Annotated in this window: 21 protein-coding genes; 9 read left to right on the top strand and 12 right to left on the bottom strand. The window is 60.9% G+C overall.

Going from position 1 to position 20,435, the window contains the following annotated elements; genetic code table 11:
* Positions 1 to 18 precede the first annotated feature (18 nt).
* Genes SA339_00480 through SA339_00470 form a run of 3 tightly spaced genes read left to right on the top strand, consistent with a single transcriptional unit; the run spans position 19 to position 2,566 of the window.
* Positions 19 to 966, top strand: coding sequence for an ABC transporter ATP-binding protein (locus SA339_00480; GenBank protein MDW5561674.1), 948 nt, complete (start codon positions 19 to 21; stop codon positions 964 to 966).
* Positions 966 to 1,826: an ABC transporter permease gene (locus SA339_00475; protein MDW5561673.1), complete on the top strand. Its 861-nt coding sequence runs from the start codon at positions 966 to 968 to the stop codon at positions 1,824 to 1,826. The genes SA339_00480 and SA339_00475 overlap by 1 nt, the downstream gene beginning before the upstream one ends.
* Positions 1,826 to 2,566, top strand: a complete 741-nt coding sequence (locus tag SA339_00470) for a molybdopterin-binding protein (GenBank protein ID MDW5561672.1) — start codon at positions 1,826 to 1,828, stop codon at positions 2,564 to 2,566. Before SA339_00475 ends, SA339_00470 begins: the two co-directional genes overlap by 1 nt.
* On the opposite strand, the gene SA339_00465 is transcribed toward SA339_00470, so the two are convergent.
* The 4 genes from SA339_00465 to SA339_00450 all read right to left on the bottom strand — a co-directional run bounded on the left by SA339_00465 (position 2,553) and on the right by SA339_00450 (position 8,837).
* Positions 2,553 to 3,581, bottom strand: a complete 1,029-nt coding sequence (locus tag SA339_00465) for an NMD3-related protein (GenBank protein MDW5561671.1) — start codon at positions 3,579 to 3,581, stop codon at positions 2,553 to 2,555. The two genes, SA339_00470 and SA339_00465, sit on opposite strands and share 14 nt — an antisense overlap.
* Positions 3,582 to 3,875, bottom strand: a complete 294-nt coding sequence (locus SA339_00460) for a DUF424 family protein (protein ID MDW5561670.1) — start codon at positions 3,873 to 3,875, stop codon at positions 3,582 to 3,584.
* Position 3,876: 1 nt separating this feature from the next.
* Positions 3,877 to 8,151 carry an LAGLIDADG family homing endonuclease gene (locus tag SA339_00455; GenBank protein ID MDW5561669.1) on the bottom strand — a complete coding sequence of 1,425 codons (4,275 nt, stop codon included), beginning with the start codon at positions 8,149 to 8,151 and terminating at the stop codon, positions 3,877 to 3,879.
* Between the two features lie 161 nt (positions 8,152 to 8,312).
* Positions 8,313 to 8,837 carry a DUF367 family protein gene (locus SA339_00450; protein MDW5561668.1) on the bottom strand — a complete coding sequence of 175 codons (525 nt, stop codon included), beginning with the start codon at positions 8,835 to 8,837 and terminating at the stop codon, positions 8,313 to 8,315.
* 77 nt (positions 8,838 to 8,914) lie between these two features.
* Here SA339_00450 and SA339_00445 point away from each other — a divergent pair, with 77 nt between their 5' ends.
* Positions 8,915 to 10,153 (top strand): SLC13 family permease, encoded by a 1,239-nt coding sequence (locus SA339_00445; protein MDW5561667.1) that lies wholly within the window; start codon positions 8,915 to 8,917, stop codon positions 10,151 to 10,153.
* Here the strand turns inward: SA339_00445 and SA339_00440 are convergent.
* Positions 10,124 to 10,612, bottom strand: coding sequence for an arsenate reductase ArsC (locus SA339_00440; protein MDW5561666.1), 489 nt, complete (start codon positions 10,610 to 10,612; stop codon positions 10,124 to 10,126). The two genes, SA339_00445 and SA339_00440, sit on opposite strands and share 30 nt — an antisense overlap.
* Before the next feature lie 275 nt (positions 10,613 to 10,887).
* Here SA339_00440 and SA339_00435 point away from each other — a divergent pair, with 275 nt between their 5' ends.
* Positions 10,888 to 11,385 carry an RDD family protein gene (locus tag SA339_00435; GenBank protein ID MDW5561665.1) on the top strand — a complete coding sequence of 166 codons (498 nt, stop codon included), beginning with the start codon at positions 10,888 to 10,890 and terminating at the stop codon, positions 11,383 to 11,385.
* A gap of 1 nt (position 11,386) precedes the next feature.
* Here the strand turns inward: SA339_00435 and SA339_00430 are convergent, their stop codons facing one another.
* The 5 genes from SA339_00430 to SA339_00410 all read right to left on the bottom strand — a co-directional run bounded on the left by SA339_00430 (position 11,387) and on the right by SA339_00410 (position 14,512).
* Positions 11,387 to 12,175, bottom strand: a complete 789-nt coding sequence (locus SA339_00430; protein MDW5561664.1) for a PHB depolymerase family esterase — start codon at positions 12,173 to 12,175, stop codon at positions 11,387 to 11,389.
* Positions 12,176 to 12,195: 20 nt separating this feature from the next.
* The gene (locus tag SA339_00425; GenBank protein ID MDW5561663.1) at positions 12,196 to 12,420 is read right to left on the bottom strand and encodes a hypothetical protein; all 225 of its coding nucleotides are present in this window, start codon (positions 12,418 to 12,420) and stop codon (positions 12,196 to 12,198) included.
* 128 nt (positions 12,421 to 12,548) lie between these two features.
* The gene (locus SA339_00420) at positions 12,549 to 12,998 is read right to left on the bottom strand and encodes an archaellin/type IV pilin N-terminal domain-containing protein (GenBank protein ID MDW5561662.1); all 450 of its coding nucleotides are present in this window, start codon (positions 12,996 to 12,998) and stop codon (positions 12,549 to 12,551) included.
* Positions 12,999 to 13,139: 141 nt separating this feature from the next.
* Positions 13,140 to 13,730, bottom strand: a complete 591-nt coding sequence (locus SA339_00415; GenBank protein MDW5561661.1) for an ATPase domain-containing protein — start codon at positions 13,728 to 13,730, stop codon at positions 13,140 to 13,142.
* Positions 13,727 to 14,512 carry an ATPase domain-containing protein gene (locus SA339_00410; protein ID MDW5561660.1) on the bottom strand — a complete coding sequence of 262 codons (786 nt, stop codon included), beginning with the start codon at positions 14,510 to 14,512 and terminating at the stop codon, positions 13,727 to 13,729. Before SA339_00410 ends, SA339_00415 begins: the two co-directional genes overlap by 4 nt.
* 80 nt (positions 14,513 to 14,592) lie before the next feature.
* Between SA339_00410 and hxlA the strand changes: the two genes are divergently transcribed.
* Together hxlA and SA339_00400 are read left to right on the top strand one after the other, a co-directional pair.
* Complete coding sequence (gene hxlA / locus SA339_00405; protein MDW5561659.1) at positions 14,593 to 15,888, top strand: 3-hexulose-6-phosphate synthase; 1,296 nt, start codon at positions 14,593 to 14,595, stop codon at positions 15,886 to 15,888.
* Positions 15,870 to 16,553, top strand: a complete 684-nt coding sequence (locus SA339_00400; GenBank protein MDW5561658.1) for a CpsB/CapC family capsule biosynthesis tyrosine phosphatase — start codon at positions 15,870 to 15,872, stop codon at positions 16,551 to 16,553. The genes hxlA and SA339_00400 overlap by 19 nt, the downstream gene beginning before the upstream one ends.
* Before the next feature lie 13 nt (positions 16,554 to 16,566).
* Here the strand turns inward: SA339_00400 and SA339_00395 are convergent, their stop codons facing one another.
* Positions 16,567 to 17,445, bottom strand: a complete 879-nt coding sequence (locus SA339_00395) for a zinc metalloprotease HtpX (GenBank protein ID MDW5561657.1) — start codon at positions 17,443 to 17,445, stop codon at positions 16,567 to 16,569.
* 128 nt (positions 17,446 to 17,573) lie between these two features.
* Here SA339_00395 and SA339_00390 point away from each other — a divergent pair, with 128 nt between their 5' ends.
* Positions 17,574 to 18,617 carry a lysylphosphatidylglycerol synthase transmembrane domain-containing protein gene (locus tag SA339_00390; GenBank protein MDW5561656.1) on the top strand — a complete coding sequence of 348 codons (1,044 nt, stop codon included), beginning with the start codon at positions 17,574 to 17,576 and terminating at the stop codon, positions 18,615 to 18,617.
* Here SA339_00390 and SA339_00385 read toward each other — a convergent pair.
* Entirely contained in the window at positions 18,571 to 19,065 is a 495-nt protein-coding gene (locus SA339_00385; protein ID MDW5561655.1) for a hypothetical protein, read from the bottom strand. The two genes, SA339_00390 and SA339_00385, sit on opposite strands and share 47 nt — an antisense overlap.
* An 85-nt stretch (positions 19,066 to 19,150) precedes the next feature.
* Between SA339_00385 and SA339_00380 the strand changes: the two genes are divergently transcribed.
* Positions 19,151 to 20,368 (top strand): DNA primase small subunit PriS, encoded by a 1,218-nt coding sequence (locus SA339_00380; GenBank protein ID MDW5561654.1) that lies wholly within the window; start codon positions 19,151 to 19,153, stop codon positions 20,366 to 20,368.
* Positions 20,369 to 20,435 lie beyond the last annotated feature (67 nt).

Here is a 20,435-nt window from a genome sequence, read left to right as displayed (position 1 = left end):
GCTCAAAAGAGTAGCGTCATGCCCCCTGGCGCGGCCCAGCCGATCGTCATCCGAGACTTAACCAAGCAATTTAGCGGGTTTTTGGCGGTCGATTCCCTGAGCCTGATGGTGGAGCGCAACACCTTCCTCGGCTTTCTTGGGCCGAACGGCGCGGGGAAGACAACGGCCATCAAGATCCTCACCAACCTCCTGGACGCGTCCTCCGGTGAGGCGTACCTCAACGGCGTGGACGTGACCAAGGACCCCAAGACCGCCCTGGCCGGCGTCGGTGCGGTGGTGGAGACCCCGGAGTTCTACCCGTACCTGACCCCGACGCAGACGCTCATGTACCTGGGGCGGCTGAGAGGCATGCCTCGGGAGAAGATCATCGAGCGCAGTGGGGAGCTGCTTCACCTGGTTCTGCTGACAGAGTGGGCGGACAAGCGCATCGGCAAGTTCTCCAAGGGCATGAAGCAGCGGTTGGCGCTAGCCCAGGCGCTGCTCCACCGCCCCCACGTCCTGATCCTTGACGAGCCGACTTCCGGCCTGGACCCCCGGGGCATGGTCGAGGTCCGTAACATACTGAAGGAGCTGAAGAAGGAAAACTACACGGTGTTCATGTCCTCGCACCTGCTCAACGAGGTGCAGGAGGTGTGCGACCATGTCGCCATCATCGACCACGGGAAGCTGTTGGCCAGCGGGGAGGTTTCCGAACTCCTGAGGGACGAGGGGTGCCGGATGCTGGAGGTTCGGTTCCCGCGGCCTGCGGATGACGCCGCACTGAGGCGAATCGGTCAGCTGAGCGGAGTGGTGGAGGTCGAGCGCCTCTCCCCGGAGGTGGTGATGGTCAAGCTCAAGGGCCGTGAGGAGGAACAGGCCGACCTGCTCGACGACATCCGGGAGCTAGGGCTGAAGGTATCGTCGTTCACCGAGTCCGGTAACCCACTGGAGGCATTGTACATGTCACTGATCAAGGAGTCGAGATGATGAACGAGGTGTTCGACCGCCCGCCCTCGGATGGCCAGCAGGTCATGACCGTGACCTACTACGAGCTGTATAAGTACGTGCGTAGCGCACGCATGGTGGGAATCCTCGCCCTGGCCGCACTTATCGTCGCCCTCATCCTTGTCATCCCTCCTGCGCTGGGTCAGGAGTACCCCAAGGACCCCGCCTACTTCGCACAACGGTTCTTCCTTTGGTCCAGCGTGCTAATTGTGGTCGGGGCCACCCTGTTCGCCGGTGACTCGCTGGCGTCAGAGTTCCAGAGCCGCACCGGCTACCTGATGTTTCCCAACCCGGTGAAGCGGTGGGTGTACTTTACCGGAAAGCTCCTGGCCTCGCTGATAACCATGTTCCTTGTCCTCTCGGTGTTTTACATCGTGGTCTCGCTCCTCACTATCGGGCATTCCCAGACCTTCTCCGACCTCACCTATAGGTCGTTCGGGCTTTCCCTGTTGTACATCGTGGCCGCGGTGGGAGTGGGGTACCTGGTCAGCGCCGTCATGAAGGGAGCGACGGGGGCCCTGGTGTTCACCTTCGCCATCCTCTTCCTGATCTTTCCCATCCTCGACGGGGTGCTGTCGTTCGCCGGGGCCAAGCCGGCTTTCTCGGTGACCTTCTCCGCCCAGGCCATCTCCTACATCATGCAGACCCCCTACCCCACAGATCAGCAGCTGACCTTGCCTACAGGGGGCGCCTTCGGCGGCGGGGGCGCCGCCGGAAGCACCGTCGAAGTGTGGAACTACTACCCGGACGTGGGCACCGCCGCCCTGGTCATGATCATCTACGCCGTCATCACCATCGCCGCGGCGCTAGTTATTTTCCAGAGAAGAGATATGGCGGCGTGATGAGGACCGGCATTCTGCACATCGGCGACGAGCTGTTGACCGGGGAGATCGACCCCTACCCCAGGGAGATGATCGAGATGATACGCCGCAAGGGCGCGAGGCTCAACCTACTGGAGGTGCTGGCCGACCGCGAGGACGATATCATCAAGGGGTTCGAGCACGCCCGCGAGCTGGGGGTGAACATCCTTGTGGTCACCGGCGGACTGGGACCGACGCTGGATGACATCACAAGGGAAGCCCTGGCCCGCTACCTGGGGGTCGAACTGGTGGTCGACGCGGGGGCGGAGAAGGCGTTGGCCGAGGGCCTGACCCTTATGCACTGCCGACCGATCATGATGAACGACGCCTTGCGCCGGATGGCCAGGGTGCCAACGGGAGCCAAGCCGCTGAAGAATATCACCGGACAGGCGTGCGGGGTAGAAGCGGTGAAGGGCGAGATGACCATCTTCCTGCTCCCCGGCTTCCCTGATGAGATGGTGCCCATGTTCCGCGAGCATATCCTGCCCCGTATCGAGGGCAACGGGGAGATCGACCTGGATGTCAAGGTGAGCCGGGGGGAGTCGCTCCTCGAGCCGCTGTTCGAGCTGATCGTGGCGGAGTTCCCGGTGCAACTCGCTTCGCTGCCCAGCAAGACGGACGGCACCCGGGTCATCATCAAGGGCCGGAGGAAGGACGCGGAGGCTGCCATGGCCCGCTTCCAGTCAATGGTGGCGGAGATGGACGAGGCTAGTTGCCGATGAAGTACAGCTCGCCCTCGTAGGGGAACACCTTCACCGTGTCGCCCTTGCGCTCGAAACCGCGGGGGTGCTTGATCTCCACCGTCTTGTAAGTGACGGGGTGCATGATCTGGTATTCCCGCTCGGTCTCGGTCAGCACCACGGCGTCCACCACGTCCTTGGAGGTGCCGACGACTCGCACCTCCCTCAGGTCCTGGTTCATGGCTGTCAGGAGCTCGTTGCTCTTGAGGTCGCGGAGCTTGGCGGACTGTGGACCGGTGCTGTGCACCATGTACAGGCGGCCGTTGATGAGCACGATGTCCCGCACCCGGTACGGCGGCAGGCGCACGAGGTAGGTGACGCGATAGATGTCATGGCCGTCCTTCTGCCCCTGCAGGCTGGACGATTCTTTGTACTCCGCTCCGTAGGTGGACACGAGATCTCGGGACAAGGCCTTGCCCAGGGCGATGGTGCTGGCGTAGATGTCATAGCCGCCATGGGCTTGAGTGACCTTGGCCACGAAGGCGTCCCGACTGTCCTTGGCCAAGCCCTCGACGAACGCCAGGGCGCGGTTGAGCACCGTTTCTCGCTCCTCGTCGGAGAATCGCTTGTCCGACGGCCGGATCTGCACAATGGACTCGAAGTAGTTACCCTGGATCTTGTTGCACTTGGGGCAGACGTTGCGACGGACGCGCACGGTGGTCTCCAGGCTCTCTTCGATCTCGAGGTCCTCGTGGCACAGGTGGGCGATCATCCTCACCTGATAGTGCTTGGCGTCCATCTTCTCCACCCCCATCTCCAGCTCGGCTATGCGGGCGTCCTGCCGGAGCACGATGTTGTCGGCGGCATAATCCTTCACCGCCTCCTCCTCCACATCGTAGTGCTTCCACTTTTTGTCAAGTAAATACTCCTCGCAGTGCGCGCAGATATTGAGATCCAGGAACTCCGGCACCGAGGTGAAATGGTTGGCCTGGAGGAAGCATTCGGGGCACAGGGCGCCGTAGGTTCGCCCTTCTCGGCCGCATTTGACGCAGAACATCTACATCTTCGCCAGCTGGGCATGGGGGACCCCAGCGATCCTTAGGATGCAGTCCTCGTGCACGTAACCGTGGCGGAGCGCCACGTTGATGGTTTCCTCTCCCACCAGGTTGGCGACGGTGCACATCGATAGGCGGTTCAGGAGCATTTCCTCGCTGGCATCCTCGCCCTCATAGAACTCCCGGCACACCTCCAGCTTGATGCCCTCCTCCCGGTACGTGTTTCCCAGGAGGTCCTTGTCTGCCGCGGCCAGGCAGAACTCCTTGCCGTGGCGGTGCATGTGTAGCGTGATCATTTCATCCCTCCGATGCCAGGCGGTAGTGGCCCGGCGACGGTGAATATATCTCTCCGTTCTGGGCCAGGCGCTTGAGCAGCGTCTTGGCCCGGTCTTCCGTGATGCCCTCGGCCATGGCCGACTTGTAGATCTCCTCGGCCGGCACGCCCTTCTTGAACTCCGCGTTCTTCGCCAGCCCGGACACGAGCTTCTTCAGGATGCCGATCTGCTCCCGCTGAGAGTGGGATGTTCCGGTGGCGATTATGTCGAAGTCCAGCTTGTCCCCTTCTCCGGCGATGCGGCGGAGGTAGTACTCGACGATGCGCACGGCGCGCTGGGCGTCATCCGCCTCCACCAGCGTGGATAGACGGGCCCGGGCGCTCGCCTCGGACAAGCGAACGAACGCTTCCAGCTGACGGGCGGTGATGGGCACCGAGGCGCCCTCTCCCTCGCCCTGCTTCCTGATCTTCAGGTAGTACTGTGAGATGATGGCCATGGCCTCATCGGATAAGATAGGATTTATCTTTTTAGAATACGCGACGTACTTGCGGAAGAAGTCGCGGTCCAGCGCTGGCAGCATGGCCGTCGTATCGCTCATGATCTTCTCCGCATCGACGCCTTGGACCGCGGCCGGGTCCTCATACTTGAGTATCTGACCCCTGCGGTGCGATCTCAGGATGTGCTGAGTGATGCTGGCATCACGGTCCGCGGATGGCTTGTCGGTCATGGCGAAGATGAGGTCAAACCTCGAGAGCAGCGCCGGGGGCATATTGATCTGCTCGGCGATATACTGATGCTCCTGGAACCGACCGTACTTGGGGTTCGCGGCCCCCAGAAGGGAGCATCGGCACTGTAAGGTCGCTGTGATGCCGGCCTTGGCCACCGAAACGGTGTTGCCGCACCACACGGGTTTGCCATTGCGACGGACGTAGAGAACATGGTTGGGGACCTCGACGCAGTATATCCTTCCAGAGTACTGGACCTTAAAAATATTCTTGCGGCTTGGTGAGGTGTTGATCATTGGCTCATTCATGTTTCGACGGTACCCGTCAATAAGCGACACCACATAGTGAGGGACAGCATATTCGATCTTTCGACCATTAAGCCTGCTTGAGTATCGTCCAGGCAGGACCACTTTAATATTGGCGGAAATTCCGATCTTGAGAGCTAGCTCTTGGACGCCATCTGCTAGCTTCTTCGATGATGTCCCATATTCGCGATGACCGGTGGTTTTTCGATGATAGCCGTCTCCAAGCATCAGGGCTTCGAACAGAATCAGCAATTGCCTGGAAGATAGCTGGAGGTACTCCCTTGGGATGTACTTTTCGTGGCACTTGCCCAGAGGTGCTAGATAATTGGCAAGCTGCTTGTCCGAGATAGCGAAGTTGTGGCCGTCATAGCTTGCCTTATAGCCAAGCCTCTCGATGCATTTGCCGATCTTCTCCACCTTGTTGGGGTCCTTGGTCTGTGTGATATGAACACGATGAGGAATGCCGTTGGCCTTCTGGACACTTCCTTCAGAAATGAAATAGCCAAGGAACTCCAACCAATCATCCATCTCGAATTGCTTGCTAGAGATGCGAGGAACCCTTGCTTGGTTCCCATACTTCTCAACCCGTGGTAGGTCAAACATCTCTTTCTCTTCGCCGTTCCATGTGGCATTCCTTCTGAACTTCATCTTCTTACCAATGGGAAGGCCGTCCATCCTCTGAAGCCTGAAAGGATGCCATTCATCGGCACGCTTGTTAATAGAGACATACATGTTATGATTGGGAGTGACGGCCAGATTGACCTGTCTCCCTTCAATATAGTACATCTCGCCCTCGTACTCAGCATCTACATACTGAGTAGGTTGAACAAAGACAAGCTCCCCCTCCGAGGAGAGTGAAGCTACCAGGTCATCCTTCTCGACATCCTTGAAATATTTCCATCCATTGCTTGTCAATATCTCTGTTTGTTCATCATAACATTGCGATTCCATAGCCTCATGCATGCTGGAGCGGTCCTGGTCGGTCATCTTGTCCATTTCGTCGACGCATGCAGCTCCTTTATCGGCGAGGACCAGCGCCCCGGCCTCCAGCGTCCACCGGCCCTCGCCGAAGTCGTCCTTGACCGCGGCGGCAGTGTTGTGCACCACGAACCCGTTGGCCACGAAGCTGTGCGTTCCGCTGACGGTGAGATCGTACACGTGCGAAGGGAGCGAGTCGGTGACTTCCCTGACCTCCTCGACGGTGCTCCATCGGAAATTGCCGGTGGAGGCATCACGAACCAGGACCTTCTCGCCTATTTCGACCTCAGAGGCTTCCCTCCACCCATCGTGGGAGGACTCTGGCATGCACCATAACTTAGTTTCCGGAGTCAGCGTCAGACGCCTTCCTGAGGATTCTCTAATCTCCACAAGAAATGGAGGGGTCTTTATGCGCCAAACCGTTTCCACCGTCTTGAGGACCTGGCGACGGTCGGACACGGTGGCGACGTTACTTACCTCGGTCACCGCATCGCGCCACTGCCCCGGTCGTGCCTCCACCGGGGCGCTCATTCTTTTCTCGACGAACTCACCGATGGGTACCTCGTCGCCGTCGACCTCTATGCACGTATCCGGAGCCACGCACAGGCCGGCCGCGGACGATGACTTGCCGGACGCATATATGCCACGCGGGGCCAGGCGGGACATGTATCGCAGCATCTGGCTATTATGCGACACGATGCCGTTGGCGATGTAGTTGTGGGAGTGCTCGACCTCCAGGTCGTACACCCATTCCTCTGGCGGAAAAATCTCCTCTTTGGAGGCGATGGGGTCGAGGTCGAACCCGCAGTCGAAGCCGAAGTTATCGGCATTCCACTGCTTGAACAGTCCCGTTGAGACGGCGATGGGGCGGCCGACGTTGAGGCAGCACGCTTCCACTGGCCGGATGCGGGGACCGTTCTGGACGAACAGCGGGTGGGTCGGCGTTACGATGAGGGTGCGGCCCTTCTCCGTGGTGATGCGCAGCATCTTCTCCGGAGCGGTTCGCTTCCACACCCGGACGCATCTCCCGCCCTCCATGCGGCCGCGCATCGAGAACGTTAGCACATCGAGGTCCGCGGCGGCGGTGACACCGTCGTCGATCTTCTCCGCCTCGCTCTTCGCAAGGATGTCTTCGACGACGTCCCGGATCTTCCGCGTCGAGCCGTCAGGCATGCCTATGTCGGTGTCCCCGACGCAGCACTTGGCGACACCGGGGTCACCAATCAGCAGGATATGGATATCCCCCCTGATGCGCGTCCCGTCGTCCAGCTTCTTCGGCACCCCTCCGAATAGCTGCAGGGCGAGCGATTCCTTCTCTACGTCATAGCCGTAGATGGTCGGCGATATCGAAGCCACGATCTTCTTGAACACGTCGGGGGAGTGGGCCACCTCGATGATCTGCTTCTCGTCCTCCTCGGATATCTGGATCTCCTCGTACTCGTGCCTCTGGGACTCCGCGGCGATGATGTCCAGGTTGATGTCGAACAATGTGGACTTGGCGGGCTGGCCCTTCTGAACCGACCGTAGAATGCCGTTCAGGGTGATGCGGTCCCCGGGGGCCACCGAGCCGGCGGCGTCGTCCTCCAGGTAGCCAGTAAGCCTCTCCGGCTGAGCGCCTCCCCGCAGGCCCTCCGGGCTCTCCTGGACCTCGACCTTCTGTGTGTCGACGAAGCGCGACTCCTCGGTGAGGAGCTTGAACTTTGTGCTTCCCGCCGATCGTCCGCACCCGTCCTGCTCCTTGTAGCACTCCATTGGCTCCTTGAAGAACAGGCCCTCCTGGGCCTCCCGGATCACGTGCCCGCAGCGCAGGCATTGAAACAGCGCGTCGGTGATCTTCGGTCGCACCTCGGTGGCCTTGCGGACCAGGCCTTCGACGGAGACAAGCTTTCCTACGTGCTTGGCCCTCAATTCCCTGATCTCCACCCGGGAATCCCGGGGCAGGGCGAGGATGCGCAGGTTCACGCCCGCCCGGCGCATGTCCTGATGCATGAGGTTCTTTATTGCCTGCTTCCCTGCCAGCAGGTACAGGTCAGGATGTTCCAGCAGGCCGGCGGCCAGGTCGGCATCGAAGCGATCCAGGTCGTCGTACTGGACGTTGACGCTGCGAACCTCTGGGTACAGGTCGGCGACCTCGCGGACCTTCTGCATGTACTCGGTACCCTGGAAGAACGCCTCCCACTTGGAGATCACGCTAACGTCCACTCCCGGGCGGAGCTTTTCGTCCCTGGGCTCCTCGCCGGTCGCGCCGTTCATCACTGTATCGTACCCTTCATCTTCCTGGCCCGCCAAACGCTCACCTGTCCCTTCCTCGCTGACGCAGGGGCCGTCTATCCCCCGGAGAATATATAGCCTTGTCCTTGACCCCGAGGAGCTCGCTGGCCTTGGTTCTGCGCACTACATGTGGCTGACGCCGACTTCGCTTATCAACGTATCCCCGGGCGGATCGGGCGTCACTCCCCGCGTTCCGGCGGCACGTATTCCATCTGGATACGCACGACCTCGCCACTGGTCTCCACCTCGGAGTACCGATCCAACGGTTCCTGGTTGAGCTTGATGAACTGCTCGCCCCAACTGAACTTGGACAGCGCCTCGAGCGCCTGGTCCTTGAACCCCATGATGTAAAGCGACGCGGCCAGCGCTTCAACGCTCGACAGCTTGCATGGTTTGCCCCAGTTGACAGGGTTGGCCGCCAGCATGTAGGGGAGCGAGCGTTGCCGCACATCGTTCCTCAGCTTGGGAAAGGTCTCTATCTGGTTCCAGGACATGTCCATGACCAGCAATCCATGCTTCTCCGCGGCCCCCCGGTCCTCCCTGGAGATCGCCTTCTGCGAATAGGGGGTGAGGGCCACCGCCCCATAGGGTATGCGCTTCAGGGAGGCGATCTCCTGCGCTAGGTGGAACCTCACCAGCTTCTTCCCGGTGCATTTCTTGGGATCGCACTGGTCCTCGTCATAGACATAGAGGCGCACGGCCATCGAACACCTCTAGGCGCTCGTAGGATATAGAACCCACCGGGGCACCTCTTTATGCCTCTCCGCGCTTCACCGTCGGGATGGAGCTCAGCATACCGGTCGTCGTCCTGTTCCTGGTGTTCGGCCTCATCGCCGTCAGGCAGGTAGGCCGGTTCCGCCTTAAGATATGGCAAATCATGTTCGGTGGGGCCCTCGTCGTCCTTCTGACGCTCCAGATCTCGCTGCCCGCTGCGCTGGAGGCGGTCGACCTCGACGTCATGCTCTTCCTGCTGGGCATGTTCATCGTGGGCGAGGCCCTGTACCGCAGCGGATACCTGTTCTTCCTGGGGCAGAGGATATTTCGCCATGCCCGAAGCGTGGACCACATGGTCCTCCTGCTGCTATTCTGCGTCGGCCTGCTATCGGCGTTCCTCATGAACGACACTCTGGCCATCATCGGCACCCCGCTGGTGCTGCACTATGCGAGCAAGCAGAGAGTCTCGCCGAAACTCCTCCTGCTGGCCCTGGCCTTCGCGGTGACCACCGGCAGCGCGATGAGCCCCATAGGCAATCCACAGAACCTGCTCATAGCGTTGAACGGTGGGATCACCGATCCGTTCGTGGCGTTCTTCTCCCGGCTGCTCCTTCCCACGATCATCAACCTCCTGTTGGCTTATGTCCTCCTGCGGCTGTTCTACCGCGAAGAGTTCCACCCCCGCACCCTGGAGTTCGACGGGGAGGTCATAAAGGACGTGAAGCTGGCGAACCTGTGTAAGGTGAGCCTGGTGATCGTCGCCATCCTGGTAGCGGTGAAGATCGCCCTCGTCGCCGTCCGGCCGGATATCGATTTTCGCCTCACCTACATCGCCTTGGCCGCGGCCGCTCCCATAGTCCTCGGCTCCTCGAGGCGGACAGAGATCGTAAAAGGCATCGATTGGCCCACGCTGGTCTTCTTCGCCTCGATGTTCGTGCTCATGGCCTCGGTATGGGAAACCGGCTTCTTCCAGGAACTCCTGGGCGGAGCTCATTCGCTGACCTCGTTGCCCATGGTCCTGGGGGTCAGCGTCGTTCTGAGCCAGTTCATCTCCAACGTGCCCTTCGTAGCGCTATACATGCCGCTGCTGGCCCAGGCCGGCGGGGGGCCGACAGAAATGGTCGCCCTGGCCGCGGGGAGCACAATCGCCGGGAACCTGCTCATCCTCGGGGCGGCCAGCAACGTCATCATCATCCAGAACGCGGAGAAGGAGGGCGAAACGCTGACCTTCTGGGAGTTCGCCCGGGTGGGCATCCCTCTGACGATCCTGAATTGCCTAACCTTCCTTCTCCTTCTCCAGTTCTAGCAGGGTCGTCCGAGGACCGAAGAACCGCACTACCCAGTCGACTATCTGATCCCGCACCCGGCGCATCGCGTCCAGCTGGTCCTCGCCCTCTGCGGGGTTATGGGGGTTGTCGAAGCGGGCGTGGACCTGCTCCGGAGCCGGAATGTATGGGCAGAACTGCCTTGCTTCATAACACGTGGTGACCACGTAGTCGAATTCCATGCGGTCGCGGATGAACTCGTCCACGCTCTTGGTCCGCTTCCCAGATATGTCCAGTCCTATCTCGTGCATCGCCTTAACGGCTAGAGGGTCCACCTGGGGCGACGGCTCGGTGCCGGCGGAGAACGCCTCGAACCGGGAGCCATAGCGCGCGTTCAGGATGGCCTCGGCCATCTGCGACCGGGCGGAGTTGTGGCAGCATACGAAGAGGACGCGCCTGAGCGGCCCCGGGGAATCCATGTCCTGTCCTACCATCTTCATCCTCTCCTCGACCTAGCGAGAACCGGTTATCTAAAGAAGGCGCCTAAATACCGAGCGATATGTTTATTCGTAAGAAGAATGTGGAAGTATCGCACCAATGACGAGCCTTTCGGACTGACCTGGTGATGAATGATGGGCGACCCGAGGTGCACATTTGTACATTATTCGATATGTCCGTTGATGTTCGGAGCCCGTGACCAGGGTTGAATATTATTTCGAAATTTTAAAGAAAAACCTTATTCTGTCCGATGTTCTATCCCTCGCCGGGATAAGGGATGCACACAGGTTTCGATATACTGGAAAGCAGCAGTGCTCTCCGGCGCCATTGGCTGCGCCGGTTCGTGGCCGGGTTCGTGGACATCACGCTGATCTTCGTGCCAATCTACTTCGCGCTCCATTACTGGAACGTGACCAACACGACCGTCGTCGCCGGGCTCAGCGCCGGCATGGGGTGGTTCCTGTACGCCGGGTTCATGGAGGGCCGCTTCGGCCGCACCGTCGGAAAGGCCTTGGTGCGCCAGAAGGTCGTCTCCATGGGCGAGCGGCGAACCTACCGGCAGACCTTCATTCGGTCGATACCGAAGCTGTTCTGGTACATCTTCCTCCCGTTCGACGTCGCGGTGGGGCTAGCTACCGAGGGAGACCCGCGCAAACGGTGGTCAGACACCCTCGCTCGAACGCTGGTCATCGCCTACTATCCGACGGTCCCCCGCAGCCGGAAGGTCCCCCAGGCCAGGCCTCGCATGCAGCGGAAGGACGATTTCGACCTCTGAGCTATCGCCGGAGGGCGCGGAAGAAGTTACAGATCATAGCTGACGCGTCCAGGGTGTGGGGATCCCGCTCGCCGTGCATGTGGACGCGGCCGCCAGGCCAGACGTGGCCGGCATCCTTGACCTTGCAGTAGATGACCTCGGCACCCAGCGAGCAGGGGGCGTATCTCGACACCTCGACCCCATCTCTGTCCTCTGTTATCGGCCCTTCACTGCATCCGTTATGACGGGCCCAGTATTCGACCGTCTGGGCGACCGGAATCAAGCGTCTGGACTCCCGGCCGTCCAGCGGCACGAGGCGGTCCTCGGTCCCGTGGATGATTAGGATCGGGAGCGGGCCCTTAGGCCTCATTTCCACGACCGAGCGCCCGAGAGTGGCGGCCACCGGAGCGATGGCGGCGATCTTGTCGGAGAGCTCGATCCCGACGAGATGCGCGAGCATGCCGCCGTTGGAGAAGCCGGTAACGAGGACGTCGCTCACACGGAAGCGATCGACCATGGTATCGATGAGCGAGGACAGAAAGCCGACGTCATCAGCGTTGGCGGCCAGGGCGTCCTTGCAGCAGAACCGGGCGTTCCAGGAGCGCATCCCATCCTCTGACACTTTGGTGCCCTCGGGATAGGCGACGATGGTCTCCCGCTCGGAGATGCCGGAGAAACCGGTCATGGCCTCCATCAGATTGGGGTTGCTGCCCAGGGGATGCAGGGCGATGATGAGCGGCCTTCCGACCGGGTTCGGGGGGAGGTGCAGGAGGTAGCTGCGTTCCGTCCCGTTGACGTCTAGCTTTTCCACGATTGGATGATGGCAAGGGGCTATTTTTCAACTTCTTCCTTGATCCACCACACCCAGCCCCCCCGCTCGGTGGATACTGCTCCCTTGATTAGGCCCTTGCGGCGCATGACGTTTAGGGTGCGGGCGAGGTCATCGGGACAGGCGGCACCCTCGCTTTTTAACAATGCTTCCAACTCGATAGTGGTGAGCCTGCGGCCATACAGTGTTTTAATGATCAGTTCGTGGCGCTTGGAACCAGTCTCCACAGCCTTACAACTATGAGGTCAGATAAAAACTTGGACTAGGAAATGTTGATAAAAACTGCATTAAATTGTATCTTTGACGCAGCATTCGATATGAAATTAAAAAAGATAAAAGGGATTGAGTAAGGTGTTTAAATCGCTAGGCTAGCGATAGACTGGGTAGTGTCACCGTTGACCCAGAGGAGGGTCAGAGTGCTCGAGGGGTTGTTCGCGCCCTTGGTAACAGTGAAGTAATCACTGGTTGTGGCCTTTCCATCCCCACCAAGATCGACGTACTTCACAGTTATCAGAGATGCCCCGGAACCAACGGTTGCATCGCTAGCGTTAAGGGTTACAGCAGTCCCATCTCCGACCTTGATCTTCAGGTTCGTGTATTCAGTTGCAGGGCTGATAGTCAGCACCACCTGGTTGCTGGAATTCTTGGTCAAGGACGCAGTCGGGGCGGTAGGAGTTCCGCTTCCTCCGAATCCCATGACCATTACGTACAAGACCGCAGCCAGAACCACGGTGATCGCGACCATGAGGATGGTAGCGATCACGGGGGATACACCAGAGCGGTTCTTCCACATCTTCTTCATCATTTTTAGTCCTCCATTGGTAGTAGGGTTAGCCTACTTAAGCCTTGAAGTTTTACCTCGGATTATAAAGATTTGTACGTCATTATTCTACTGGGATAACGACTTTCTAAATAGATAATAATCAAAATAATTAATCATATAATATTATGGTTCTCCCAAATTTATCACCCGGTCGCAGACCAAGGTGAGCATCTCGTGGACGTCCGGGCGAAGCTGTTCCTGCATCGAGAGGATGACGGGGTACGCCTCCTTGGCGCTCAGACAGGATATGAGGACGTGCAGGAACTCTGACAGCATCTTGGCGTCGTTGTGTATGGCGAGCGAGTTGATCGAATCCACGACCACCAGCTTGGGGCCCTCCTTGAGCTTGCGGTTCAGGTAGTCGACCTTGAGGACGACGTTTTCCAGCACGGTCGGGCTCTCCACGTAGATGATCGAAGTTGACCCGCGTTCCAAGGGCTCCATAATCATCTGCGATATGGTGTCGACGAAGGAGATGCCCGATGGGTCGATCTCCAGCGCTTCCAGCGTTCCCTGGATCGTCTTCGCCGGCACCGCCGAGGTGATGTAGATGCACTGCATCCCCTTCTCATGGGCGAAGTTGTCGACCAGGCCACGCAACACATCGAAATAGGAGCTCATGGGGAACTCCAGTGCTACCGCGACCGACGGCCCGACCTCGCCGATCTTCCTCGCTACATCGACGCAGATATCATCGCAGATGTCCTTGCTCATGCTCCACCCCTCAGCATCGGCGTGATGAGCACGCCACAGTCCGTAATGTCGATTACATATTTGGCACGGGAGTGGCTGGTCGCCTTCATCTTGAGAACCTGCAGCGTGCGCAGCAAATCGGAGCGCCGCTCGTAGTTGCCGAGGACGACCACGCCGTCGACGATGACACTCTCGATGCTAGTGCTCGGGTTAGCGTCGGTCACCAGGATGCCAGTGCAGTCGTTATCATACATCGCCTCGGAGATAGATAGCAGGAGATCCCTCGACGGGGTCTCGTCCTTGACGCCGTAGAAGATGGTATGGTAGGTATCGATGACCAGCCGGCGCACCTTGTTCTCGGCGATGTAGCTGGCGATGCTCTCCCCCAGCCTGGTGAGCTGTTCTCTTACCTCATGGCTGCCGTATGCAGGGCCGCCGCCCGAGAGCTCGCTTATCTCCTTGATCTCCAGCATGCCGCTTTTCACCAGCGAGGGATCGTAGAAATCAAACTCGGGTACCGAGGCCACCAGTTTGGCCGGCCGTTCCACGGTGGTGAGGATAAGGCTCTTCTCGCCCATGGCTGCGCCGCGGAACGCGAACTCCAGGGCCAGGGAGGTCTTACCCACACCGGGGACACCGGTCACCAGAACTAGGCTTCCCCGTGGGAAGCCACCCCCTAGAATGGAGTCTAATCCCTCGATGCCGGTGACGCACCTCTCCTTCAGCCCGGACGAGCTCATCGCCCCGCCAAAGCCCTCCCGGACTAAAGAACTTACCTGGTCGTTGGTACAGAGTGATATCATAGCCTGGACCGACATCCCGATTATCGGCCGGGAAAACGGAGCGCACAAGAGTTAAGTGGGTTTAACGCGTCCCCATGCCCATGAGACCGGTCTTGCAGGTCGCACTGGACCTTATGCACCTGAAGCGAGCCCTGGAGATCGCGAGCGAGGCCGTGAGCGGCGGTGCGGATTGGATCGAGGCGGGGACCCCGCTCATCAAGTCGGAGGGCTCGGACACCCTCCGCGAGCTCAAGAAAAATTTCCCTGGTCACATAATCGTCGCCGACATGAAGACCATGGACGTAGGCGGCTTCGAGGTCGAGATAGCGGCCAAGGCCGGTGCCGACGTGGTCAGTGTCATGGGCCTCGCCGATGACGGGACGATCCATGAGGCGGTGCTGTCCGCCCGGCAGTACGGGGCGGGGGTCATGGTCGACCTGATCGGCGTGGCGGACAAGGCCGATCGAGCCAGGCGGGCCGAGGAGCTGGGAGCTTCGTATGTCTGTCTCCACGTCGGCATCGACGAGCAGATGAAGGGCGGGGCCGCACCGGTGGAGACCGTCAGGGAGGTTGCCAGGAACGTTTCCATACCCATCGCCGTGGCCGGCGGGATTACCTCGGAGACCGCGCCGGACCTGATGGCGGCGGGAGCGTCCATAATCATCGTGGGCGGAGCCATCATCAAGGACCGCGACGTCACTGGGGCGACGCGGAGGATGAAGGAGGCTATGGCCTCGGGGCGGGCCATCGCCACCGAGATGTCCAAGAAGTACGGGGAGAACGAGCTGTTCGTCGCTCTCTCAAAGGCATCCACGTGCAACATCGCCGACGCCATGCACAAGGCCGGGGTGATGATCGGGATCCATCCGCGCATCGCACATGGCACCAAGATCGTAGGGCGGGCATTGACCGTCCAGACAGCCAAGGGCGACTGGTGCAAGCCGGTGGAGGCCATCGACCATGCCCAGGAGGGCGATGTCCTGGTCATCGACGTCGGGGGCAGTGAGATCGCGGTGTTCGGCGAGCTGGCGGCGTGGAGCTGCCGGATGAAAGGCGTCACCGGCGTGGTCATCGACGGGGCGATACGGGACATGGACGCCATCTACGAGATGGGGTTCCCGGCCTTCTCCAAACATGTCGCCCCCAATGCCGGAGAGCCCAAGGGGTTCGGAGGCATCGGCCTGGAGATCGTATGCGGACAGCAATTGGTACGGACCGGCGACTGGATCGTAGGGGATGAAAGCGGGGTCATTGTAATCCCTCAGGAGCGCGCAGTGGAGATTGCCAACCGCGCGGTGGACGTCGCCGAGCGGGAGAACCGGATCAGGGAGGAGATCAAGCGCGGCGGCACCCTCTCCAAGGTCCAGGAGCTGGAGAAATGGGAGCAAATTCGCTGATCAATCTGCATACGCACACCAAGTTCTCCGATGGAGACTTCACCCCGGAGCAGATCATCCTTACCGCGGAAGCTAACCACCTGACGCACATCGGCATCAGCGACCATCTGATGACCAAGAAATGCAACTCCCTGTATGCCAACCAGTTGGAGAACTACATCGAGGTCATCCGCGAACTGCAGAGCGACTACCCCAAGGTCGCGGTGCTGGTGGGGGTGGAGATCGACACCGCTCCCCAGCGTTGCGATCTGGAATCCCTGCCGATCGACCTCCTCAACCAGCTCGACTACGTGCTCTTCGAATATGTGGAAATGGAGGAAGGGACCGAGCTGGACGATCTAGAGCCTCTGCTCTCCCAGATCAACGTTCCCTGCGGTCTCGCCCACAACGACATCGAGCGCAACTTCGGCCCCTGGCCCCCCGATTCTGTGGCCGAGCATATAGCCTCTCACGGAGTGTTCGTAGAGATCAATACCGCCTGGCCCTACAAGCGGGACGGGATGATGTATTGGGAGAGGGCTGAGAGGTACTATCGGGAGTTCCACGACAAGGTGCTGGTGTCGGTGGGCACCGACGTGCACCACTCCCTAGCCGAGGTCTACAACCTGGACAAGGCCTACCAGTTCCTGAGGAGGACGAACCTCCTGGGCGATTTGGTCGTATAAAAAGGAAGAGGTTTTACCGGCGGATGCCGCTGGCAAGGTCCTCGAGGCGCTTTATGCGCTCCTCGATGGGCGGGTGGGTGGAGAACAGCTTCACCAGGCCGCTGGCGGAGAATGGGTTCACTATGAACAGCGACGAGGAGGTCGGGCTACCCATGTTCATCGGTCTGGCCTTATTGCCCGTCTCCAGCTTGCGAAGCGCGTTGGCCAAAGCCATGGGTCGGCCGATCATCATGGCCCCCTCGTAGTCCGCCAGATATTCCCGGCTGCGGGACACCGCCAGCTGGACGAGCATGGCGGCGATGGGCGCGGTGATGGCCACGATCAAGGCGATGATGAAGTTGCCGTTGTCGCGGTCCCCTCCGCCGAACATGCTGCCCCACAGGAAGGAGCGGGCGGCGAAGGAGATGGCGCCAGCCAGGGTGGCCGCGACGGTCATGACCAGCATGTCCCGGTCCTTGACGTGGGCCATCTCGTGGGCCAGCACCCCGGTTAGCTCGTCGTCGTTGAGCAGCTGAAGGATACCCTCGGTAGCGGCCACGGTGGCGTGCTGCGGGTTGCGGCCGGTGGCGAAGGCGTTGGGATTCATGGTCGGCACGATGGCCACCTGGGGCATCGGCAGCCCGGCGGTGGAGGATACCTGCCTGACGATGCGGTACAGCCGGGGAGCTTCCGCCTCGTTGACGATCCTTGCCCGGTAGGACGCCAGGACGATCTTCGAGGAGAAGAAGTATGAAATAAAGTTCATGAGCCCGGCGATGACCAGGAATACAATCGCTCCGGCGACCCAGTTGCCGAAGAAGTAGATCCCCACCACCCAGCCGATGGCCACGAAAATAGCCGTCAGAACACTGAACATCATGAGGACCCGAAGGTTAGCTGATACAGCTCCCATCTATGTCACCTATTGAATCTTCACCATTTGTATAGCTCTATTTAGGCTTGTCGAAGCGGTTCGCAACCCCTTCTGGCGCCGCCACGGCATGACTGGCCTTATGACCTAGTGGTTTCCAAGCACCTACCATGAGGTGGAAACGCGGACCGGGAAGTGGGTACGCCATCGTCCTCATCTTCAGCGGGGCGCTGATCGCCGGCCTGGTGGTGCAGGCGGGGCCATGGCAGCTCGCCGACCGCCTGGCCGGCGCCGACCTCGTCCTGGTGACCGCAGCCGTACTGCTCTACCTCCTATCTATCGCGGTGAGGGCGCTGCGATGGCATGTGCTGCTGAGGAGCGCCCGGCACCGGGTCAGGGGAAGAGTGGTGCTGTCCCAATACGCCGTGGGGCAGGCGATCAACGATCTTACGCCTATCAAGGTGGCGGGGGAGGGCGCCCGCATCTGGGGAGTGCACCGCGCTGAGGGGGTGCCCATCGGAACCGGCCTGGCCACGGTGGTGGCGGAGAAGGTGATGGACCTCGTCCTGGTTACCGCGGTGCTGGTGGCCTCAGTGGCAGTGCTGTACCTCTCCACCCCCACCGGATCATGGTGGCCTCTGGCGGCGGTCTGCGGACTGGTGGCGGGGGCCAATCTCGCCGTCATCGTGGTCCTTCGCCGACCGGACATCGTGGAGTGGGGCGGGAGGATCAGCAACCGAGTGGCCCGACGGTTCAGGGGGGGCCGCTACGCCGACGAGGTCGGGGAGAAGGTGGAGCGGACCATCGACTCGTTCGATCAGGCTCGGCGGGGCGGGAGAGGCTCCGATCGCCGATGGATGTTCCTGGCCGCGGCTCTCACCATCCCGGTTTGGGCGCTGGAGTTCTCCCGCCTTGCCCTCATCATGGCCGCCCTGGGGGTCCTGGCATCCCTGCCTGCGGTGGTGGTCGCCTCCTCTCTGGCCATGACCTTTCAGGTCTTCCTGCCAGGCGGTAGCGGCAACATCACGGTGATCGCCGACATCTTCGCCAGGACGGGGGTCACCCTGACCACAGCCACCGCGGCCGGCCTTCTGTCGGTCGCTACCTCCATCTGGATCTCGGTGCCCATCGCCCTGGTGGCGCTGGCGGTGGCCAGCCGCCGGAGGCTCAACGAGCCAGCGAGCGGAGCATCGGGCCCGCGAGACGGTAGTTGATCCCATCATCGGTCCGGTGGACGGTGATCAGGCCGGCGCCGACCAGCTCTCGCAGCACCATCTCCAGCTCGTCCTCGCCGAGGTCGAGGGCGTCCAGCAGGTCATCGAACCCCATGTCCTTCCGGCGCAGCAGGTGTATCGCCTCGTCGGCCTTGGCCTCGAGGAGGACGCCCTCGAGCACGACCCCCCGCGGTTCCGGTTCGAGGGCGACCTCCGTTTCCTCAGCCGCTTCCCCCCGGGACCGCCCGGCGGCGATGGTGTAGCGGACGCCACTGCCCCGCAACGCCTCGTGAAGCCGGTCGATTTTCCGGTTCAGCTCCTCCTCGGTGGCCGCCTCCAGAACGAGGTACGCCCCGTCCCGGGAAAGCCCCATGCCCTGGATCCTCCGGTCCACGGTGGAAGGCGGGGGACCGTCCGAGGAATACTCCAGTAAAATGTGGGCTATCATGCTGGACATCTCTCTAGCGTATGGTATTAGAGCTTTGCTAGGGAGGCTGGCAATTACAAATAGCTTTACGACCTTCCTTACGCCGATGGGCCCGGACCAGGAGTTCATGAGGGGGTGGTTCCAGAGGTACTACTCAAGCCGGCCCCCGCGGCCCCCGGAAAGGATGGATCGCCGGGAGTTCGGCTTCATGTTCTTTGACCGGGACTTCGTCCAGCGCCACCTCGGGTTCGAGGGGGCGGGGGAGCTGCACTCCTTCCTGCAGGGCCAGGTCCCGTCCCACGCCTACTACTCGTCCGCATACTACCAGTTTCCTGGGGCGCCCACCATGGAAGAGAAGAAGTGGATGGGCGCGGACCTCATCTTCGACCTGGACGCCGACCACGTCAAGGGGGCCGAGAGCATGACCTACCGAGACATGCTGGCCCGCATCAAGGTGGAGCTTCTCCGCCTCATCGACGATTTCCTCATGGGGGACCTCGGGTTCGACGCCTCCCACCTCCGCATCGTGTTCTCCGGCGGCCGCGGGTATCACATCCATGTCATGGACGCCAGGCTGACCGGACTGCGCAGCCACGAGCGCCGGGAGATCGTGGACTACATCGCAGGCACCGACCTCAACCTTGAGTGGGTGTTCCCTGAGCGGACCACCGCCTCCCGGGAGATCCGGGGCATCGTGCAGGAGAGCAAGGTACGGTCCATGCCCCCGCCCTCCTCCGGAGGATGGCGGCGGAGAATGCGCCATGGGATGCAGTGGCTGGTGGAGGAGATGCGCTCCCGTGACCTTCCCGACCTTCGGGCCCGCCTTCCGGTCCTGTCCGGGGCCTCGGACGCCATCATAGAAGGGATGCTGAAGGATCTGTATACTAAGAGCGGGGCGAGGGACGGGGCGGACCGCATGCTCTCCGGGAACGCCCTTTCCAGCTTCTCCGATCGCCGCCACCTTGACCTTTTCCTCAAGCTCATGAACGAGGAGGTAAGGCCTCGCTTCAGCGCGGAGATCGACGAGCCGGTCACCAGCGACATCAAGCGTCTGATCCGGCTGCCGTGGTCGCTACACGGGAAGACCGGGCTCAGGGTCACCCCGATGGACCGCGAGGAGCTGGACCAGTTCGACCCGCTGCGGGACGCGGTGCCCTCGCTGTACCCCGACCGGCCGGTAGAGGTTTTCGTGCGCAAGCCCACGGTGGTAGAGATCAGAGACCAGCGGTTCGAGGTGGAGGGCCTCTGCGAGGTCCCCACCTACGCCGCGATTTTCATGATCGGCCGTCGCATAGCCACCCTGGACATCCCGCCGGACGGCTGAGCGTGGATATCCAGATGGAGCATCGAGGTGCAAAGATATTTATCTGCAAAGAAAAATTTCAATCCGG

Origin of the sequence: Methanomassiliicoccus sp. (assembly GCA_033485155.1) — an archaeon.
Lineage (GTDB): Archaea > Thermoplasmatota > Thermoplasmata > Methanomassiliicoccales > Methanomassiliicoccaceae > UBA6.
The sequence above is the reverse complement of the archived record's forward strand: the minus strand, read 5'-3'. Positions and strand labels throughout refer to the sequence as shown.

Bases quoted from the DNA above. Each gene is read 5' to 3' on its own strand.
- SA339_00445 (MDW5561667.1), top strand. From the start codon at position 8,915: ATGGAGCTCAGCATACCGGTCGTCGTCCTGTTCCTGGTGTTCGGCCTC.
- SA339_00420 (MDW5561662.1), bottom strand. From the start codon at position 12,998: ATGATGAAGAAGATGTGGAAGAACCGCTCTGGTGTATCCCCCGTGATC.
- SA339_00440 (MDW5561666.1), bottom strand. From the start codon at position 10,612: ATGAAGATGGTAGGACAGGACATGGATTCCCCGGGGCCGCTCAGGCGC.
- SA339_00380 (MDW5561654.1), top strand. From the start codon at position 19,151: ATGGGCCCGGACCAGGAGTTCATGAGGGGGTGGTTCCAGAGGTACTAC.
- hxlA (MDW5561659.1), top strand. From the start codon at position 14,593: ATGAGACCGGTCTTGCAGGTCGCACTGGACCTTATGCACCTGAAGCGA.
- SA339_00410 (MDW5561660.1), bottom strand. From the start codon at position 14,512: ATGATATCACTCTGTACCAACGACCAGGTAAGTTCTTTAGTCCGGGAG.
- SA339_00400 (MDW5561658.1), top strand. From the start codon at position 15,870: ATGGGAGCAAATTCGCTGATCAATCTGCATACGCACACCAAGTTCTCC.
- SA339_00385 (MDW5561655.1), bottom strand. From the start codon at position 19,065: ATGATAGCCCACATTTTACTGGAGTATTCCTCGGACGGTCCCCCGCCT.
- SA339_00470 (MDW5561672.1), top strand. From the start codon at position 1,826: ATGAGGACCGGCATTCTGCACATCGGCGACGAGCTGTTGACCGGGGAG.
- SA339_00415 (MDW5561661.1), bottom strand. From the start codon at position 13,730: ATGAGCAAGGACATCTGCGATGATATCTGCGTCGATGTAGCGAGGAAG.
- SA339_00450 (MDW5561668.1), bottom strand. From the start codon at position 8,837: ATGGCCGTGCGCCTCTATGTCTATGACGAGGACCAGTGCGATCCCAAG.
- SA339_00460 (MDW5561670.1), bottom strand. From the start codon at position 3,875: ATGATCACGCTACACATGCACCGCCACGGCAAGGAGTTCTGCCTGGCC.
- SA339_00435 (MDW5561665.1), top strand. From the start codon at position 10,888: ATGCACACAGGTTTCGATATACTGGAAAGCAGCAGTGCTCTCCGGCGC.
- SA339_00390 (MDW5561656.1), top strand. From the start codon at position 17,574: ATGAGGTGGAAACGCGGACCGGGAAGTGGGTACGCCATCGTCCTCATC.
- SA339_00465 (MDW5561671.1), bottom strand. From the start codon at position 3,581: ATGTTCTGCGTCAAATGCGGCCGAGAAGGGCGAACCTACGGCGCCCTG.
- SA339_00475 (MDW5561673.1), top strand. From the start codon at position 966: ATGAACGAGGTGTTCGACCGCCCGCCCTCGGATGGCCAGCAGGTCATG.
- SA339_00395 (MDW5561657.1), bottom strand. From the start codon at position 17,445: ATGGGAGCTGTATCAGCTAACCTTCGGGTCCTCATGATGTTCAGTGTT.
- SA339_00480 (MDW5561674.1), top strand. From the start codon at position 19: ATGCCCCCTGGCGCGGCCCAGCCGATCGTCATCCGAGACTTAACCAAG.